Source organism: Paenibacillus liaoningensis, from assembly GCF_059609455.1.
Genome location: NZ_JCAALU010000036.1, coordinates 1 through 20,662, shown reverse-complemented (window position 1 = coordinate 20,662; position 20,662 = coordinate 1). Strand labels below are relative to the sequence as shown.

Below are 20,662 nucleotides of genomic sequence, written 5' to 3'. Positions count from 1 at the left end.
ATTTGACGGTACACCCCCTCTTCTATCCGAATAGCGATTTATCTATTGGAGAGATCCTGCGAATAAGCGAGCATTCGTGAGAAAACTACATTTTACCGAGGGAGTTCAATAAAAAGGACGCTCCCGCGCCTTCGCTTGGGCTACGTCCTCCTCATTATATCCATTTCCAATTACTAATTAAAGAACGTACGCGGGTAGCATGTAGTGCTTAAACAGGGGACTTATCTTAGCCTAAGCACTAAGAAAATCCTTTATTTACTTTTGACAATTGGAAAAAGAGGGCTAGATAACCGGCGAGCAAACGCCACCTTCCCTCAAATAACGGATTAGCGGACTCAGCCGCCAATCGTCGTCGTTATTTCGTGAGCACCTTGTATAACCTGCTTGCTGAGAAAATCCAGACGCTCCTCTGTCAGCTGGTCCGTCGTGACGCCGACCCCAAGAGCTCCCACTACCTTTCGCCCGAAGCCGATAATTGGAGCAGCAATCGCCGCCGTACCTTCCGTAAGCTCAGCGTAGCTGACCGCATATCCCACCTTCTTGATGCCGGGCAAAGCCGACAACAGCTGCTTGCGCTTCTCTTGGTCATCCATCAGCCGAATCAAAATCGCTTCCGCTTCAGCCAGTTTCATATTGGCCAACATCACTTTATTCGGCGCGCCAATATGCATCGCAATCCGCTCGCCCAAGCTTTCTACAACCCGGAGCTTCACCTTACCGTCTACTTTATCGATTCCCATCGAAAACTTGCCGTAAGGGATGCTTAAGAAAACCGTTTCTTTCACTTCAGCCGCCAGACGTTCCATTATCGGCCTAGCTGCCGTGCGCAAATCCATCTGCTCGACCTGCTGCAAGCCGACTTCCATCCACTTTGGCCCCGGCCGATAACGTTTCGTCTCCGGAAGCTGAACAACGAGCTCATGCCTTACCAATGTACTAATTAGTCTATGCGTCGTACTTAGCGGCAAGCCTACCCGCTCCGAAATATCTGATATCGCCCAGCCAATGCGGCTGTTGTCCGACATGAGCAGCTGAATAATTTGCATCGCGCGATCAATAGATTGAACCAATAGTATCCCTCATTCAACAGTCTCTGATCTTTTCTTCTCAAAACCTAACATACAATAATCGTTTTACGATTAATATAGGTGGCGGCATTTTGTTTGTCAATAAAAAAATGCAGTTCACGTCATTTTACATGACATGAACTGCATTTTTACGCGGTTACCGCATCATTATGCAGCTTTAGCATGTACGGCTTTGGCGTCGGCTTGCTGCTGCCAGCCTCCATGGCATAGAGGACAACGAGCAGCGTATGCGTATTTTTCTGGATCGAGCCGTCCGCAAAATACGCTTCCAGATCAAATGGCAGCCGCTCGATGACGGCATGCTTATGCAGCTCCTTCTCCGACATGCCGAGCGCCGCAAACGAATCCGACACCTTCTCCGGCCGCTCGACGAGGCTGCGCATATGGCTTCCCCATACGGCTTTGTCCATCGTGAATTCCCACCACGTTTTGCGCGGCTTATATTTATGGTTGAGGAAATAGTCATATTTCATCAACCCCATAATGACGTCCATATCCGGCCCAGCTTCGCCAGCCGATTGCTGCTCATGCTGATAGCTGTTCAGGAACGACCATAGCCGGGAAAATAAATCCTCCAGCTGATGCCCGATTTTCTGCCAGCCCCGCTCCTCCCAATAGTCGCCAAAGTCCTGGAAGAAATCGAACGGCGACGGGAAAACCTGCTCCACCAAATACATGAGCGTACGGTCCATCCGGTGCGCATTCCAATATTTCTCCAGCACATCCTCTACCCGCTTCATGCGCACAATGTCGCCGAAAGGCATCAGGTCATTGCCGAGCATTTCGTAAGGCGCACGGTCCATGTAGATGTAGCCCCATTTGTCGGCGTCATTGCGCAGCCCTGTGCCGCGCAGCATTTTCAGAAATCCGAGCTGCATTTCTTCAGGCCCGAGCGCAAACACATCGTTAAAGGTGCCTTTGAACGTATCGTAGTTTTCGAGCGGCAATCCGGCGATTAAGTCGAGATGCTGGTCGATTTTGCCCGATTCCTTCACCTTCGTCACCGTCCGCACAAGCTTGGACCAGTTCTGTCTGCGCTGAACCGCCTCATTCGTCGGATCATTCGTCGACTGCACGCCAATTTCGAAGCGGAACACGCCTGGAGGCGCATGCTCAGCCAAATAGTCCAGCACCTCAGGGCGCATAATATCTGCCGTAATTTCAAATTGGAAGACGCAGCCGTTATGATTTTCGATCAAAAATTGAAAAATTTCCAGCGCGTAATCCCGCTTAATATTAAACGTCCGATCGACGAATTTAATCAGCTTCGCTCCGGCATCAATCAAATACAAAATGTCCGCCTTCGTCCGCTCCTTATCAAAATAACGGACACCTACCTCAATACTGGAGAGGCAGAACTGGCAGCTGAACGGACAGCCCCGGCTCGTCTCAAAATAAACGACGCGGCTGGCCAAATGCGGCACATCCTCGGCAAACCGATGCGGTGACGGCAGCGTTGCCAGATCCAGCTTCGGACGGCCCGGATTAACCAGCGCCTCAATATAGCCCTCGCGCTGCTTGCGGTAAGCGAGTCCAAACACCATATGGTACTTGCCCGCGCCCTCAATCTCGGTCAACAGATGATGGAACGTCTCCTCGCCTTCACCTACGACGATAAAATCAACCTCGGGAATGCGCTCCATCCAATGATCGGTATCGTAGCTTACTTCCGGCCCGCCGAGTATGATTTTCACCTGTGGACTGACCTTGCGCAGCATATTGATGACCGTGATCGTCTCTTCAATGTTCCAAATGTAGCAGGAGAAGCCGACCACATCCGGCTGGCGGGAGTAGATATCCGAAACAATGTTCATAACGGGATCTTTAATCGTGTATTCGGCAATATCAATATCGAATTGCTCGCCGCTATAGGCCTTCAGGCAGCGCAGCGCAAGCGATGTGTGAATAAATTTTGCGTTTAATGTGGAAAGTACAACCTTCATCTCGTTACCTCGCTCATTGTTTTGTCACTATTGTCTATCATTGTACTACAGAAGAGGGTTCCCGCACAAAAGAAAAGGCTGCCGGTGGTCGCTTACGCTCCCGCCAACAGCCTGATGATTTAGCTCAAAAGATTAAGATGAATGATTTAGGTAATAAGTGCTAATCTCTCATATCAATATAAAGCTGGTCTTTCAGCTGCATGTCGAGAACCGGGAAGCGAACCTTCCACTTGTTGTCGCCGAGCGCCGTCACTTCATTTTCGGCAAAGCCACGCGGCTGGAAGCCGAAGGTACGATCGAAGGAAATGATAACTTGAATCGTCTCGCCCGGAAGCATGCGGTTCAGCTCATGGCCCAGGTTAATGGCCCAGCTGCGAATATCGTTAGCGGAAGAACCGCCATAATACGTGTAAAAGCGCGGATCAATATCAGCTGTCAGCACGATCCAGCCTTGCGAATCCCGCTTCACTTCCCAATTGCTGAAGCTTGCTGTGCCATCGCCTGTCGCCACTGATCCGAATTCCTTCTTCATCAGCGCAGTGATCGTCTCCATCGACGCGCCTTTCAGCGTATCCGGCAAAATCGCCGGCAGGAACTTCACATCCTCCTGCGGGCTTTCCGGCAGCAATCCCATCAAGAGACTTGCGTGGGCAACCGATACAGCAAAGTTCAGGTCGGCCTGCGATGTATAGCCTGCTGTCGTAATCCCAACCAGATCGCCGTATTCATCGAACAGCGCTCCACCGGAGCTGCCGTGGTCGATTGGCGCACTTGTCTGAATATATGTGAGGCCATCTTCGTATGAAATGTTACTTACCAGACCGTCAGATACCGTGTTCTGGATACCAAGCGGACTGCCGATGGCTACGACCTTATCGCCTTTTTCCGGAACCGTGTAGCCTACGCTCACTGGCTCCAAATACAGCGACTCATCCGTCTGAATAATTGCAAGGTCTGAGCTTGGGCGGTTGACAACAACGCCTTGAACTTTGTATTCATCGCCATAGATCGACGTAATCGTTGCCGAGCTCGCATCTTCAATGACGTGATTATTAGTTAGAATCCAACGATCGCCGATAACGACGCCGCTGCCAATCGCTTTATTCGTTGTGATCAGCACGACGCTTTCGTCGTTTTGCTCAACGATTTCCTTAGGCGTCAGCTTTGTACGGTCATCCTCAGGCGTTTCCTCGTACTCCTCGTAAGCTTCTGCCCACTGCTGTTCTATGGAGGTAATGCGAACGGCTTGCGCCGCGTTATCCCATTTCACTTTGGCGCCAAGCGCCTCGGCCACGAAACGAGCCGGCACGAAGGTGGTGCCATTTTTCACGGCTGGGGCTGCATCAAGCTTAACGGTCTTCCCGTCGACAACCGCTTCTTTCTTGCCTACGGTCAGTGATACCGTCGTTGTGTTTTTGCGTACGATAATCGTCTGTGTCTTCTCCACCCAAGTGATGGAAGCGCCCAGCGCCGTAAAAATCTGACGCATCGGCACGAACGTCACGCCGTTTTTTACATAAGGAGCGGCCGGAAGCGAAAGCTTGCTGCCGTCAATATAGACTTTAATAGCCTGCGTCGTAGACGCTGCTGTCGTAACAGCGCTTGCTGCTGAAGCCGTCGAAGTCGTTCCAGCCAGCGGCGACAGCAGCAAGCCAGTGACGAGCAACGGGGCTAGCAGCGTTTGTGCTAGTTTTGTTTTCACGTATGTATTTCCTCCAAATTTTAGTCGATTACCTGGGGCGTATTTTATTGATAGATTGAGTCCCGTCCGCAAATGATAGAGACACCAAAAGAAAGGCGGAACCTAGCCAAACAGATACTCTCATGGTACCATTTTCTGTTGTTGGTTGTCTATTGGAATGGGGATTGGGGTCTGAGAGATTTGATTAATTCCATCCTTAAACTTAAAATATCAAGCCAAAATAAAATAACGCATGCCAATTGAGCATTGGCACACGTTATTCTCATCGTTTCTTCTCCTATATAGTTGACAATGTATTATTTTAAAATCATCTTACTTCCTTTTTATTTGCAGTACTTCTTCCCAAATAACCGATTTATCTTTATATTCATACGAGACCTGCACTGAAGCTGTTGATTTGTTTGTAATGTTCTTATTCTCATCATAATAGTGAATAACTAATCGGTCGCCTCCATGGGGACAATTTTCAGTAATAATTTCTACTGCAGGATCATGTGTTGCATTATCATTCTTTTTCCCTAATGCATCTACTAGCTGATCAAGTCCAGTTTCCCTTCTAAAACTCCATTGCTTCTCCCGACTTTCTGGTAGCTCATAATCTTCTATATCCTCATACAGAGTGATTTGAATGCTCCCATTTGGAAGCTCTTTATTCTCATAACAGTCATTAAAATCGCTAAATAATATTTTTGGTAAATAGACAAACATTTCGTCCCCATACCACATTTTCCAACAAGCTCCAAACCATAAACCCGCTCGATAATAAGAATATCCTGGCAAACACTTTTTATCGATCTCTTTCTTATTCTTAAACGACTTGCTATCTACGATAATAAGACCTTCTAGTGACCTTCCTGCTCTCTCGTACCGAGAGATATCCACCGTTTTCTGCCAAATAAAATCTTCTGTAGAATGAACAAATCCCACAGACCCATTAGCATCATTAAATAGTTTTTCCAATTTATCCATTAACTCAGGAATTCTTGACACTTCAATTAATAGGGAAGCATTAAGCGTTACATATTCACTTGTGTTCGAAATTCCCACATGATTACGTTCATAATCAAAACCATTAACTATGAAGTTCCCCTTTCCATTCAAACTCCTCTTTAAAAATTCCTCGAATTTTGAATAGCTATATTTGACAGTCTTTGAATTTGAGTTGCCTGATAGTATCATATGTTCATAATCCAATTTGAATAGTTCATTAAACCAATAGTGCATATTAATTTCATTCAGATTACCACATTTGAAATATTGTGCTATAGTAATTTCCGTTTTTCCCATCTAGAACTCCTCCACTCTTATCTGAATTCCTCCACCCATTTTTTCCAATTCTTCAATATTAACACTATCAACGTAGCCTTTGGGTACTCTTATATCAAGGGTACGATTTTCAAGTGGAACATACGTACCATTAATGGTAACTTTTAGATTCGATAACGCACTTACATAAACACCGAGTTTATTCGTTAAATCTTTTTCAGAATATAAACGAGGATCAATCGTTTTTAAACTAACAATTTCTTGATCCTTTTGGAAGTCTATCACTGGAAAATATCCGTTATTTTCTTGACCTATATTATACCAGTCCTCATAATCTGTACGAGCAAGAAAAGCTTCAATAAAATCCCCTCTAGTAGTAGCAGTCCAATCCCATACAAAACCAGAATAATACTGCTGTTCGCTGTCTTCAATTAAATATTCTACAAATGCTAATATAAAAGTAGCTCTCTTCGATCGCTTAGCCAGCCCTTTTATTTTTCGATCTACATCAAGCCATGAGTCTCTAATATTAAAATTCAACTTAGAGAAATAGTCTTCATAGTAATCATCTATTATTGGACGATTTCCACTAGGATCAGTATATCTTATAGGATTATTATTAACATACGTATACAAATTTAAACTCAGCGGATTATTAATCTCCCCTTCATACGTATCCTCATTAATAAACCGTCCAATACTCGGATCATAATACCTTGCACGGAGATAGTAAAGTCCGCTTTCCTCATCGTATACTTCTCCCGTGTACTTAAAGGGATTCGACATACCTTCCGTCTGCGAAAGTATATTTCCCCAGATGTCATAATCATAAGAGTTTATGGTTATTCCGCTATCATTCGTAATTCTTACTACGTCCCCATGACCATTATACGAATAGTATCCTTCTTTTCCTGATACATAGTCATGTCGATACAGCAACTCGTTACCCCAGACATTTCGAGCCTTTACGTTACCACTTCCATCGAGCTCTTCAATGATATGACCATTTAGATAAACGTATCGAGTGGTTTGCCCATTTACTTTCTTCGTTGCTCGAAGACCATCTGCGTAATACGAATAGGCAGCCTGTGTATCCTTTGAAGAGGAGTACGTTTTAAGCATGTCCAAGGCGTTATAAGTATACGTCGTCGTTTCCTCTGTTAGTTCAGGTGTATTTCCACTCACCGTCAAACGATTGCCACGATCATCATACGTATACGTACGTTGTCCTTGCGCTGTATTTTCCTCTTTAATGCGATTAAGCGCATCATAACTGAACGCCTGCGTCGAGCCATTTCGATTTATGCTGGTAATGTTACTAAAACCATCATATCCAAAGGTCTCATTCCAGTTAGATACGTTCCCTGGCGAAGTTTGATTGTATGACTTCAATTCTCCAAAAGCATTTGTTTTTCTTTGCTGCGTTACACCATTTGGATAGGTCAATATATTCGTATGCTCATTTTGACCTACCGTATAGTTATATCCTACCGTTCCCATATCTGGTGTCGTTACCGTCAACAAACGATCCAAGACATCATAAGTATAAGATACTTTTTGATTATCTGGATACTTCAATGCAGTCATGCGGTCAAATCCATCATATTCCAGCCCATACTGTCGCCCTGCCACTGTTTGACTGCTCAGTCGTTTCCATAGATCATATTGATAACCTAACGATTCTCCCTCTTTCGTTGTTGTAGCTGTTGGAAGACGCGTAGCCGAATCATAACTATACTGCTCCCAATAGGTTTCTGTTCCAGCCGTATCTTTTACTGATAATCGGCTTACCTCATCATATGGCGTGTACGAATATTGATGCTTTTGCATCATCTCGTCGGTACGTGTATCTAGCATTCCCGTATTCGTATACTGGAAGCTTTCTTTCTTACCCTCCGCATTCGTCTTCGTCAATTGCCAACCGACTTCATTATATTCGCTTTGCTTTTGAAGCTTATCATTTGTATACGTAGCAATCAGTTGACCCATGCTATTATACACATAACGATTGACCTGGTTGTTGTTATCCTTCAAATAAATCAAATTACCTGCGGTATCATAACCATACTGTGTTGTTTGAGTTACACCATCTGCAATGACTTGAGTCTGCGATAAGGCTCCAAGCGGAGTGAATGTGTTTAACACCGTTCTCGTCTTTGCTCCAGCTTTCTCCACTTGCTTTATTACTCTACCTAAACGATCCTGATAATTCCAGGTTTCTTTCCCATCTGGGCCTACCACTTTTGTTGTGTTTTGCAGGTAATAAGCAGAGCCATCCTCCTTAGTCATAACGTTAGAGTAATAATAATCTGTCACTTGCCCAATAGGGTCCGTTACTCTACTGACCTGACCATTTTCACCATATGAATATTTTACTTCTTTATCTACAGAGCCGTATGGCAATGTGCTTTTCAATAGTTTCCCTGTTGAATTCGTTTTATTCCATACAAGTACACGCGATGTATTCCCTACTATTTGTTCCTGCTTCTCTACATCACCATAAGGCGTGTAATATGTATTAACTTTTTCCCCATCAGGCTTCGTCTGTACAACTAAACGCTGCGCGTCATCATACGTGTAATTCGTCGTTCGAACGGCACCAGGATTAGCAGCAGACGGTGTATAGCTTTCCGAAGCCATCCGGCCGTTCGGATCATAGCTATACGTTACTGTACTCCCATCAGGAAAGGTCTGTTTTTTAAGCTGATCCTTATTGTCATATTCATAAAGAACAACTAGCGGCGTAGGTGTCTTCCCCTTACCTAAAGTGACATTCGTCGTTTCTTTAATAACATGTAAATTACTTGCATCATATTGCATATCCACAATCGCTTCTGTCGGTTGTTGATCATATTGACTACCCGAGCTCGTCGTGCGAATACGGGTAGGCTGCTTGGAACTATTGTAATTCAAATAATCCGTAACCGTTTGATCCTGACGGACAACCGATGGCGTAGCCGGATCGCGATAGCTACCAAGCTGCGTTGTACGAAGGAGCGTGCCATCCGCGTTATACGTATAAATTATTTCTGACTTCGTTAAACCATCTGCTGCTGTTTGTTTCTGTGAACTTATTTGATGGTAGGGTCCGCCATAGGCCGTCTCCGTTTTGTTCCCATATGGGTCCTCCTGATAGATCACATATCCAAAAGCATCATATTCCGTGCGATAAAGCGATGCGTATTTATCCAAATTGGCTGGCAATGTACGATCATTACCCGATGACAAGAACTTATCTATGTCTGACTTATTATCATTTCCAAATACTTTGGTTAAATACGGTTTGTTTTTTCCTGGGTCATATTGATATGCTTGATTTTCCAGGAAAGAGATACCATATTCGTTCCCTTCCTCCTTGAATTTTAAATAGTTGTAAAAACCAAGTTGCCCTTTCCTCTCGTTTACAGGTATGAATGAACCTTTTCCTGATGGTCGGTAAACAGTAGTACTACCTTCTGTATATCCTGATAAATCCAGATAAATACCCACTTCAAATTCAGGACGACGGAACTCATTACTATTTTTCAATCGAAAATTTTCTACAATGCCACCCGTTTTAGGTGTTGTCCATATTTCCTGTGCATAACTTGAAAATATACTTACATTTTGCCTAAGAAGCTTTTTTTCTCCAGCTTTATTAGTATAGCTATAATACACATTCGTTACCGGGTGATACCCAATATAGGTAAGGTTCCATGGATCGAGATACAATCGCATTGTCCCTCTGTCCTGTTCTCTTTTATAACCATTCCCCTCTAAAAACCAATCCCATTTATAAGGGCGGTATTTAAAATTGGTTTCTAAACCACTATAATCTGTGACTTTATCCAACAAGAGATAATTGATCTCACCATGAACTTTATTATCTCTTTGGATAATTTCATTGGATTCTGCTCCATTTAAAAAATCCAGAACAGGTTTACCATTTTCCATATAATACATATAATCATCTTCAAAGTTAAAATCTGCTCGAGTTGTGAGACTCGGGGTCTGATAAGTGTAGGTTTTTAACGTTTTGTTCGCTAGAACATCAACCACACTCGTAAGCTTACTAAAAAAAACACTTCTTGGCTTCTCATCATTTTGATATGCTTCAGCAGTTCCGAAAACATAAGTCCTGACTTGCATAACAGGATTATCTGTCTCCATATTATATTTAATTTTGTGCGTTAGATTTCCTTGTGGGTCCGTTACAGTGAAACCTTGGATACCGTATGGAGGCACACCTAATGGACCATCCGTCTGAATTTTCCTTCCAATAGTGTCTGTAATGATGATTCTATTAGCATGTTGTTGATAATCATACGTTATTTGATCACCAAGACGATTACTTTTGGTTAAAATTTGCCCATCTCTGTTAAACGTATATGTGATTTTATCATCCAATACTAAGCTATAGCCCGTTCCATTATAGAAATAAGTAACATTACTGTATGGATGATTGTAAGGTGTTTTATCATTACCTCTAAACTCATATGATGATCCATCATCTAAATCAAAGGTAATCGTATCAGTTGTAGAATAGGTAGCACGATTATAGAAGTTGATATTGGTACTCGTCAATGTCGAGGCAATTGTAGCACTAATAGTTCCCTCCGTCATTTTAGGAATATTGAGTGACCAACCCGTTGCAATAAAACCTAGATTGTCTCCAAAGCCGTAATCATAATAGCTTGGATAAGGAAAATTGCCCATACAATCCGTTAAACCAGTTTGAAAAGTTGCATTATCTGGATGACATACTGGATTAGACAGATCTCCATCTAAACTAGGCTGCATGATTTTAGCGTTCAACGAACTGTAACTACGAACCAAACTGAAATCCAGCCCATTTCTTCCAGGTAAATATAAATCAACGTCTTTTTGATTTGCTGTTTTATAAATCGGGTCTACATTGGAGTCGGTATTGGCTTTATATTTATATTCACTATTTTTTTCTGTGAAACGAAAGCTATTCCCTGTGCTCGCCGTTGATACTTTGCCGCTCTTTTTAGCTTTACTACTGTAAGTAGAACCCGTTGCGCTTTCATACTGATCTACAATGGCCTCCAATATCGGATTTCCGTTTGCTTCAATAGATGGGACTTCTACTTCAACGTTCTGTTGAGCAAGCACTTCCTCATAATTGTGATCATAATCATATTGCTGCATCGTAAGTGGAGTTAATTCCCTCAACAGCACTTGCTGTGCTTCTGTAAGTTTATTAATTAAAAACGGAAGATCTTCTGCAGTCAAATCTAATACTTCAAAAAACTGCTCTGTCTCTAGTAAAGGCGTTAGCTCTGTATAAAAATATACCGCTAGTTTCTTCATCTCCAGTGTATACTGCTGGGTGATGATCTCCACTTGCTCCTCTGAAAAAACACCCCATTTTTTCTCATATACCGACTCGTCGACAGTCAACTCTCCATCTAATAATGGATTCGTTCCAGGGACATAGACAGATTCTTCTACTGTGGTGCCTGTTTGATTCGTTTCCAGATTAGCATAAACGATGGAATTCCCCATATCCGAAAAAATAGATAATAATAAACTGATGACTAACAGATAACTGATGACCTTCTTCAAGTTGACCGATCTCCTCTATTTATCTAGTAAAATAATAAAATCATCGATATAAAAGCTGCTCGTTGCATTGTTGCTTTCTACGTATAAAGAAAGATTTTTTGCGGCAATATCGCTATATTTATAAGTTCCGTTAATGATGACCCATTCGCCATCTGTTACCGTTGCTGCACTAACATTTTCGTAGAAATGCGTGCCGTTTGGAGATTCACGATGGATAGTAAACAACAAATCTGATGGTGCTGTACCTGAAACTAATCTTACAGCTGCCTTGATTTGATATTTAGTATCTGGTTTAATCAGGCTTGTTAGATCAAGAAGCGGACCTTGCCACTGAGCGGTTCGATTGGTTACCTTCATGCTTCTAACTCCATTTTTTGCGGTATCTCCTGAGATTTGAAGCGTTACTCCTTCTCCTTGAGCCGTCCAGCCCTGCAACGTTTCATCTTCAAAATCATGAATGACGACAGGCGGTGCTTCTACATATTTCTCTACTTTGAACTCATCTAAATAAAAGCTTGCAGTCGCATTAGAGCTTTCCATATATATAATTAAATTTGCTATTGAACCAGTAAAGGTATATTTCCCTTCAAAAACAACCCATCCATCTGTTGTCACGTGACTTGCACTGATATTATCGTAGTGGGAAGCACCATTCCCGTCTCCCCTGTTCATTGTAAGTAAAATATCAGAAGAGGTTGTTCCTTGAGGAAGAAGGAGTTTGCCCGAAATCGTATAAGTCACACCTTGCTTCATATAACTGGTTAAATCAAGAGCAGGACCTTGCCAATTCGCATTGCGATTTGTTATTTTCAGACTGCGGCTTCCCTCGCTTGCTGCCTCATCTGTATTCGTTACCAATACTCCATCTCCCTGAGGGAACCAGCCTTGTGTAGTTCCATCCTCAAAATTATGAATAAGCGGTGCCGGCCCCTCCGTGTATGCTTCTAAGCTAACATTATCAATAAAAAATGAAACATTAGGACTAGCACTCTCCAAATATAAATACATACTCGTTGCCGGTTCATTTAATTGATAAATGCCCTCAAGCGTGACCCATCCTCCAGAAGTAACCATTTTGGTACTAATATTATCGTAGTAGCTATTACCATCTGGCATTGTTCGATGAATGGTCATCATCACTTGAGATGCAGCTGCACCTTGTGGAAGACGTACAAATGCTTTAATTTGATAACTCTTTTGTGCCACTATATTATTTTTCACATTAAGAATAGGGCCATGCCATGTAGCATTTCGATTGGAAACTTTCAAGCTTTTGTTTCCCCCATGCGCTGCCTCTAAGGAAGTATTGAGTATTACCCCTTCCCCTTGCGGTAGCCAGCCCTGCACATTGTCACCTTCAAAATCAAAGTACAAATTACCAGATGGAATAGTAGGTGGTACAGTCGTATCATCTATTCCTGATTTAATAAAGGTCTTGGATAATGTATTGCCATTAGCATCATATTTAAAAGTGTATGAGCCTTTTTTTGTATCCAATTTAATTAATCTACCATTTGCATCATAATTATATTCACTTGCATGTTTAATATTATTGATGACCAACTGCGATACTTCGGACACATTTCCTAGTTGATCTGCTGCCCTAGCATATATAATCGTGTTGTAATCAATATGCAGCTCTTTCGTATACGGCTGCCAAGCACCGCTCCCAATTCGAAACTCTTTTTTTGTTGAATCTGAAGAGTAATTAATAGTAACTGTATAATCATAAGCAGGTTCAGCCGGACTTATCAAAATAACGGGTTTAGTTGGAGGATCTCTGTCAATATTGGAAATCTGTATGGTTTTCACTGACATTAGCCCTGCATTGTTTTTTGCATATACGGTATATGTCCCATTTTCATAAACTTGAAAATTTGTTGAAAAGCTTGATATTGAGGTACCTATTCCATTTTGAGACATATACGCAGCACTATAATTACCTAGAGCATATTTTTTATCTAATATGCCAAGCTTATCTGTAATATTTGCTGTAATGGTTACGAAACGAGCAAGCGCTGTCGTGTTAACACCTAAATCAATTTGTGGCGGAGTTGTATTTTGAAAATAGCCTATACTCGATACATGCCCAAATTTATCTGCACCTACCGCTTCAATCCCATTCGTCGTCGATAAGGGAGTTGTGTAATTTTGCCATGCCCCTGAAGCAATACGATATTTTTTATGAATCGCATTCTCAGGAAATACAATAGAAACCAAGTCACCATTTCTAGAAAAAGTCGGTGTAGCTACACTACCAGCTACAAGATTGTTTATGTTTGCCTCGTATATTTTCTGAATCGAACCCGTATTTCGGTACTGCGTCCAAGTAACAACTAAAACAGGCTGAGGTACTGAATAACTATCAATAACAGTTTTTATAGCAACATTATCAATAGACATAATATAGACATCATAAACCTCAACTTCTTGTTTCGTATTCACAAGCGTCCTAGTTCGTTCTACTCCATCAATATAAATATCAATATAGTCTTGATTATGACTAGCACTGAAAGTTTTTCCTTCGTATGTTGCAGATGTAGCAGCAAATGCAGATTCTGGTGCAGGTAATACAGATAGAATCAATAATGCACATAAAAGTATGATATTAAGTGTTTTAAAGAATTTACTCATTATCTCATTTCCCTTTCATCTAGCTGTAATAAAACGCTGCTTTATCCACATAAAAAATCCCCGCAGCATCTGCTTCATTGGCTCTTAGTAAGAAATGCAGCTTTGCAAAACTAGCTTGGTTAGGCGTTTGCCCTTGATTCTCTAGCAACATATACTGCCCATTTGTTAATACAGCATCGGTTATATTGCTTGAAATAAAGTTTCCAGAAAAATCGTAGAAATCAATATACAACTGTAGCTTTGATTTATGAAGCATTTCCACATTTACATGACCTGACACTTTGTAGGATAGATTCGGTTTAACTATGAAGGTTTGAGAGATGCTATAAAATTCATTTTTAGGAATCCAAGAGCCCGCCACCTTCTGCGACTTACTCCCTTGATAAATTAGGGTGTGGCTATTATTTGCTAACAGGCTCAGCTTTTTAATCAAGTTTCCATTTAAATCATATTTATAAAAGGTGTTTAATCGTTTTTCATTTTTAGCTTGGGTCGAATAATTAAGCAAGCCTGAACTGGAGTAAACATTCATTTGTCCATCAGGCTGAAACTGCTTTTTAATCACTTGATTAACCTCAATCGAACTTACAGGCTTCACGAGCTTCCAATCCTGAACAACATTTACCCGTTCAAACTTTGCATTTCGCAAGAGGTTGGAATCCTGACTAAATCTCATGTCATCTACGAAGAATGTGCCCGCTCCATTACTTCCTGTAGATCGAATTAATGCATAAATCCTCATTATGGTAGCTTTGTCAGGAACTTTATCATGACCAGATAGAGTAACAAAACCATTTGTACTTATTTGTGGAAGTTCGAGTACAGTTCAAGAAAGATAGGCATCAGGGCTATAAAAATCAGCATGGAGTTCAGTTTTAGCATTCGATAAGGATTCGATGTTAAATCTTCCACTCAATACAAATGGAGTGTTCGGAACTACTTCAACAATCTGATCTACAGAAACTGCATTACCTATAGCTAGATTAGATACCGTTATTTTTTGAGCCTTTGAGCCGCCTATCCCTTGATTACTGACTACACTAAAATCCGCAGCACCATAAATACCCCAATTTTTAGCCCTTCCATTATGCTCCATCAATTCAAATTCTGAATTTATAATAAGGTTTTCATTATTATGCGCTAATAATGCCTCTTTAGATGAATTTGATAAATTCGCAAATGTCTTTGGAGTAAGTGTTGCTATAATTGAAATTAAAAGCAGTAAAGTGATAGTTATTTTTTTATAACTAAAATCGGTAAGCATAATACCCCTCCAATTAGGATAATCTCGAAAAATCCAATAATTATATAACGTGAAACCTATAAAGTGGCATATATTATTTCCCCCCGCAAAAAGACCCAGTGATAAATATATCATGGTTATATCCTTTTATTCATTAGGAGATTTTGTCGAATTATGTCTTTAGATGTCGATTTTCAATATGAATTTATTATTTTTGCTCAACAAAACAAAATTTTCCATCTTTTTCATCTTATTTCTACATAATTAGCTTTAGTTTTTTATTGAAGATTTAACCCATTTGATATTTTCGGGGAAAGTTCTAATAGTGTTATTAAGATAGATAAAGTAGTAAAAGATTTTGGGGAGTATTGTCATTGAATGGTCGAAGATCCGGAAATATAACGAACGTTACTAACTGCCGTTCGCGTTACACGGTAAAATTTCGACTTACACCCCCAAGTGGCACGGAGTTAGTTTCGAATTCACAGGTAGATTTAACTATGCTTGGAATAGAATATCTGTTACATTATATTAGTAATTTCCTTGCGTTTAATACATACATAGCAAACAAATGAATGTGGAGGTTTTTTTTTGATTATTAAGATATGGCGGAATTCAGGTAAGCTTGGAACAATTAGACGATTAATCTTAGCACTAGGAATACTTTTTACTATAAGTTCAACTTATGGCGCCGATAAAATAAGTGCCGCGAATGCTGCAGCAGGCTACATGCCTTGGACCTGGAATTCAAGCGCAAGAATACTTGAGGACAACAGCAATATGTGGTTTGCCGATGTAAACGGAGATGGCAAGGCAGATATGATTACTAAGGGTGAGGCAGGGGCATGGAATGCAGGTTTTGTATATGTAGCATTAAGTAACGGAACCGGCTATCCATCATGGACCTGGTATTCCGGGAAACGGATGATTGATGATAATAGTACGATCTGGTTTGCCGATGTAAACGGGGATGGCAAGGCAGATATGATTACTAAAGGACAGGCTGGAGCATTAAATGCGGGTTATATATATGTATCTCTTAGTAACGGAAATGGATATTCGGGCTGGACATGGAATTCGAGTGCAAGAATACTTGAGGACAATAGTAAGCTGTGGTTCGACGATGTCAATGGAGATGGTAAAACAGATTTAATCATCAAAGGTGAAGCCGGAGCATCGAATGCAGGCTTTGTATATGTGGCTCTGAGCAACGGAACTGGTTACCCAGCATGGACATGGAGTTCGGGAAAACGAATGATTGATGATAACAGTACCATTTGGCTTGCAGATGTAAATGGTGATAAGAAGGCCGATCTTCTTACCAAAGGTCAACCGGGTGCTGCGAATGCAGGTTTTGTGTATGTTTCCTTAAGCACAGGAAGCAGTTACCCGTTTTGGAACTGGTATTCAGGTAGACGGATGATTGATGATAACGGCAGTATGTGGTTTGCCGACATAAATGGAGATGGGAAATCTGATTTGGTCTCCAAAGGACAAACTGGTGCCGCGAATTCTGGCCAAGTATATGTTAGTTTAAGTAATGGAACCGGCTATCCATGGTGGACCTGGGATTCAGGCTCCAAAATGTTTGATAATAACAGCGGTATCGCTTTTGCAGATGTGGATGGGGATGGGAAAACAGATTTACTGGGTGTAGGCGAAGCCGGAGCAATTAATGACGGTTGGGTAAATTTTTCATTAAGTACCGGAACAGGCTTTGAACCATGGACCTGGAATTCAGGCCGTAAAATTGTTAATGATACCTCAAGCTTATGGTTGGCAGATGTTAACGGGGATGGGAAGAGTGACATAATAACTAAAGGAGCGGCACCGGGCCCAACAGCAGGTTTTGTCTTTGTTGCTTTAAGTACCTATCTTGATCTGACAAAAACCCAGTACGAGTACAATGCTGCGGGGCAGCTCAAGACAATAACGTATCCCGACGGGACAAAAATCTACTATGAATATGACAACAATGGGAATTTAATTAGCAGGAAAAAAATAATCACATAAACGTAAGAAGCCGAAAAAGCTCATGGATTGAATTCCAAGAGCTTTTTTAGTATGTCCAGCATGATCATCTCGAGGGTGAAAGTCACGAGCGGGGCCGGCAAGCGCCTACCGTTGATGACTCTCTGGAAATAATGAGTGTCTAAAATTCAATCCCAAGTTTTTTTTGTATTACTTAAAACAACAAATACACCTATATATAGGTGATTGGGTGGATTCATAAGAAAAATGTGTCGAATGTACAGAGGTATTCGACAATACAATTTGTTTTTCGACAAATTACCACCATTTTCAAAATTAGGCGAGTGTCATATGATTGTTGAGGAGTTATGCCCCCCGACAAGTTTGAGAATTTATAGATCTATATAAAGGGACAAGGTAATGGTGAAGCATAGCAGTCACATATTTATTTATTTATTTATTTGATTTAATGGCTCAAAACCAAAATTAGCGTTTGATGAATTCGAGTAAGCATAGCACGAGGATTAAAATGGAAAAACATCTGTAAATCCTGTATTGTTGTAAGTCCTACCAAACAACAAAAGGATATGACAGATGCCTCTCCAGTATATCAACGAACTGCTCGGATTACCAGAGCTACAACTACATAAAATCGTCTCCATGGATACTCAGGAAGTTCATCTGGAGGCATCACCTATAGCCTATAGACAATCTTGTCCTACCTGCAACTCCGAACAAGATGTGAAGCGTGATGGTCGGAACAAGCCGCGTAAAATTCGGCATTTGAGTATCCATCGACTGCTGAATCCGCCCTCCGACCGTCTGCCTGAAAAGAGCAAGGCTCAGTTAAAAATCCTGCTTGCCTTCTCTCCATTGCTGCGCAGCGTGTGGGAATGGAAGGAAGCCTTTTCTCAGTTGTATGACTGTTCATCGAACATCAGCTTAGCTCGTCTGGGCTCACGATGGTTGGAGCAAGGAGAGAGAATCGACCATGACGCCGTACGAAGCACCTTGAAAACCATGCGCAATTGGCAGGATGAAATCGTGAACTACCATCGCTGCCGCTGGACCAATGCATCCGTTGAAGGACGACCTAATCGCATCAAGGCTTACCAGCGTCGGCACTATTTTACACGCTATCGCACGTGTTACAAAGATGACATTTTAATCGAATGCAATCGGCACCGTTTGTCTGGCTGAAAATATCAACCGCTAATTTCTAGAATGAGCCCAAAAAAACAAAATATTCTATCTTTTTCATCTTATTGCTACAAAATCAGCTTTAGTTTTATAGTTAAGATCTAGCCCTTTTGATATTTTCGGGAAAAGTCTTAACTGTGAAATGAAAGATTAGCCTAGATATAATGAACTAGAGGAATTCGGTCTTAAAGTAGGGGAGACTTAGGAAACATAACAAATGTTACTTTTCGGGCGCTCTTTTACGAGGTGAAATTTCATGCATTTATGTTTTGATGATTGACTACATGAGGGCGTATTACTAAAAGTTAGCCTTATACTCTCTAGTTCTATAATGGATTCTATTGATTTTGAAGAAAATTTCACCATTAAATATTCAATCACCAATCCTCTTCCACATCAATCGTTTCAAACTACGTCAACCTAATCATATCGTCATACAATAAATGCTGATGCTCTGGCAGCTCTTGATTATGATGAAAATGACCAAAAAACCATTTCTCATACTCAAGCTTACCTTTGATTTCATTAAAATAGTCATGCATTTGCTCCTTGTCTACGTGATTTAATTTCTCAAAATTTAAGGATAGCCACTTCAAAGCGTCAGCTGTACAAGTATGGGTAATGACATAGTCCACCTTCCACGAGCTTTGATCGTGGTTATGGAGACCCTCTTCATATTCTGCAAAAGATGGCATTTCCCTAGCCCACCAAGAGATGTCAACCTTGCGATATGGTTTGTCATGTGAAGCTGCTCCGCCAAATGTAAAAAGCTTTTTCCCTTCGAGCTCAAATATCTGGCCTCTCATCAAATGAATAATGCTTGGCGTAATTTTATGAACCTTGCCGCCCTTCCATTCCTCAACCGGAAAGGCTTCAAGAAGATTGAAATTTTCATGGTTCCCATCTATAAATAATGTAGTCCAAGGTTTATTCGTTAGCCACTTCAGCCAATACCAGTCTTCTCGATTCCCCGCCCATAGCAAACCAAAATCACCAGCAATAATGACATAATCATTTTTGGTCAGCGTTTTTTCGATAGGAAAATTTTTAGAGTTAAAACGTTTCCCAACGCTGATTGATCCATGAATATCGCCCGTTATGTATATGGACATCCTACCCATCCTTTTCTAAACTAACATTCTTCGGAAAATATTACCCATTCTTCAATGTTTTGTGTTTTCTCGACAGGCGTTTGCCCCTCAATCAACTGATTATTCCCATCATAAAAGAACACAATCACAGAGAACTTCGCATCCTTCATGTCAGCCAGCTTCATGATCCCTTTTACGTTATAACTTTGACTGCCTTTTATAATCATCACCTGTGAGACATTCGCACCATCTCCAATATTGGGAAAGCTAGTTTCTGAGCTTGTCGTCCTTCGGGTATCGCTGCAGTGATGATTCCGTAAGTTCCCGTGACCCCTGACGCCATATATCGATCCCAGCCATCTGCTCCCCCATTTTCTCTTTTATCTGATTCAAAACCACTATTGAACACTTGATTAGTATCTTTCTGTAAGGTCGCAGTTACTCCATCCAGATATACCGTGCCTTGGGCATTGCTTGCCATTGCGCTTAAGTGAAAATGTACCCGTGCTGTGGTTGCATTAGCTGGGGCGGTGACATTTCCAGAAAACGTTGTCCAATCTGCAGTGTTTTGAGTATACTCGACAGGCGTTTGTCCCTCAATCAACTGATTATTCCCATCATAAAAGAACACAATCACGGAGAACTTCGCATCCTTCATGTCAGCCAGCTTCAGCATTCCTTTTACGTTATAACTTTGACTGCCTTTCATAAACATCACCTGTGAGACATTCGCACCATCTCCAGTATTGGGAAAAGAGGTTACCGTTAGTTTCTGGGCTTGTCGTCCTTCAGCTGCCCCTGCGGTGATGATTTCGTAAGTTCCCGTGACCCCTGACGCCTTATAACGATCCCAGCCATCTGCTCCCCTATCTTCTCTTTTATTTGATTCAAAACCACCATTGAACACTTGATTAGTATCTTTCTGTAAGGTCGCAGTTACTCCATCCAGATATACC

General features: G+C 41.5%; 12 protein-coding genes. 2 read left to right on the top strand and 10 right to left on the bottom strand.

Annotation, left to right across the window (positions count from 1 at the left end):
* Positions 1-335: 335 nt before the first annotated feature.
* The 8 genes from AC6B99_RS32920 to AC6B99_RS32885 all read right to left on the bottom strand — a co-directional run bounded on the left by AC6B99_RS32920 (position 336) and on the right by AC6B99_RS32885 (position 15,465).
* A complete protein-coding gene (locus AC6B99_RS32920) occupies positions 336-1,070 on the bottom strand; it encodes an IclR family transcriptional regulator (protein ID WP_056043097.1) in 735 nt (244 codons plus the stop codon).
* A gap of 146 nt (positions 1,071-1,216) precedes the next feature.
* Positions 1,217-3,031: a B12-binding domain-containing radical SAM protein gene (locus AC6B99_RS32915; protein WP_099519208.1), complete on the bottom strand. Its 1,815-nt coding sequence runs from the start codon at positions 3,029-3,031 to the stop codon at positions 1,217-1,219.
* Between the two features lie 160 nt (positions 3,032-3,191).
* Positions 3,192-4,733 carry a stalk domain-containing protein gene (locus AC6B99_RS32910; protein ID WP_496665127.1) on the bottom strand — a complete coding sequence of 514 codons (1,542 nt, stop codon included), beginning with the start codon at positions 4,731-4,733 and terminating at the stop codon, positions 3,192-3,194.
* 312 nt (positions 4,734-5,045) lie between these two features.
* Positions 5,046-6,020, bottom strand: coding sequence for a hypothetical protein (locus tag AC6B99_RS32905; RefSeq protein ID WP_496665126.1), 975 nt, complete (start codon positions 6,018-6,020; stop codon positions 5,046-5,048).
* Positions 6,021-11,567, bottom strand: coding sequence for an RHS repeat domain-containing protein (locus AC6B99_RS32900; protein WP_496665125.1), 5,547 nt, complete (start codon positions 11,565-11,567; stop codon positions 6,021-6,023).
* 15 nt (positions 11,568-11,582) lie between these two features.
* Positions 11,583-14,201 carry a carbohydrate binding domain-containing protein gene (locus AC6B99_RS32895; RefSeq protein WP_496665124.1) on the bottom strand — a complete coding sequence of 873 codons (2,619 nt, stop codon included), beginning with the start codon at positions 14,199-14,201 and terminating at the stop codon, positions 11,583-11,585.
* Positions 14,202-14,220: 19 nt separating this feature from the next.
* Positions 14,221-14,850: a hypothetical protein gene (locus tag AC6B99_RS32890; RefSeq protein ID WP_496665123.1), complete on the bottom strand. Its 630-nt coding sequence runs from the start codon at positions 14,848-14,850 to the stop codon at positions 14,221-14,223.
* Positions 14,851-15,027: 177 nt separating this feature from the next.
* On the bottom strand, positions 15,028-15,465 hold the full coding sequence (locus AC6B99_RS32885; RefSeq protein WP_496665122.1) for a hypothetical protein: 438 nt from the start codon (positions 15,463-15,465) through the stop codon (positions 15,028-15,030).
* 570 nt (positions 15,466-16,035) lie between these two features.
* Between AC6B99_RS32885 and AC6B99_RS32880 the strand changes: the two genes are divergently transcribed.
* Positions 16,036-17,457, top strand: coding sequence for an FG-GAP-like repeat-containing protein (locus tag AC6B99_RS32880; RefSeq protein WP_496665121.1), 1,422 nt, complete (start codon positions 16,036-16,038; stop codon positions 17,455-17,457).
* A gap of 552 nt (positions 17,458-18,009) precedes the next feature.
* Complete coding sequence (locus tag AC6B99_RS32875; protein ID WP_496665120.1) at positions 18,010-18,615, top strand: ISL3 family transposase; 606 nt, start codon at positions 18,010-18,012, stop codon at positions 18,613-18,615.
* A 410-nt stretch (positions 18,616-19,025) separates the two neighbouring features.
* Here AC6B99_RS32875 and AC6B99_RS32870 read toward each other — a convergent pair whose 3' ends face one another.
* Together AC6B99_RS32870 and AC6B99_RS32865 are read right to left on the bottom strand one after the other, a co-directional pair.
* Positions 19,026-19,727 (bottom strand): metallophosphatase, encoded by a 702-nt coding sequence (locus tag AC6B99_RS32870; RefSeq protein WP_496665119.1) that lies wholly within the window; start codon positions 19,725-19,727, stop codon positions 19,026-19,028.
* A gap of 205 nt (positions 19,728-19,932) precedes the next feature.
* On the bottom strand, positions 19,933-20,662 hold a 730-nt coding region (locus AC6B99_RS32865), incomplete at its 5' end, for a carbohydrate binding domain-containing protein (RefSeq protein WP_496665118.1).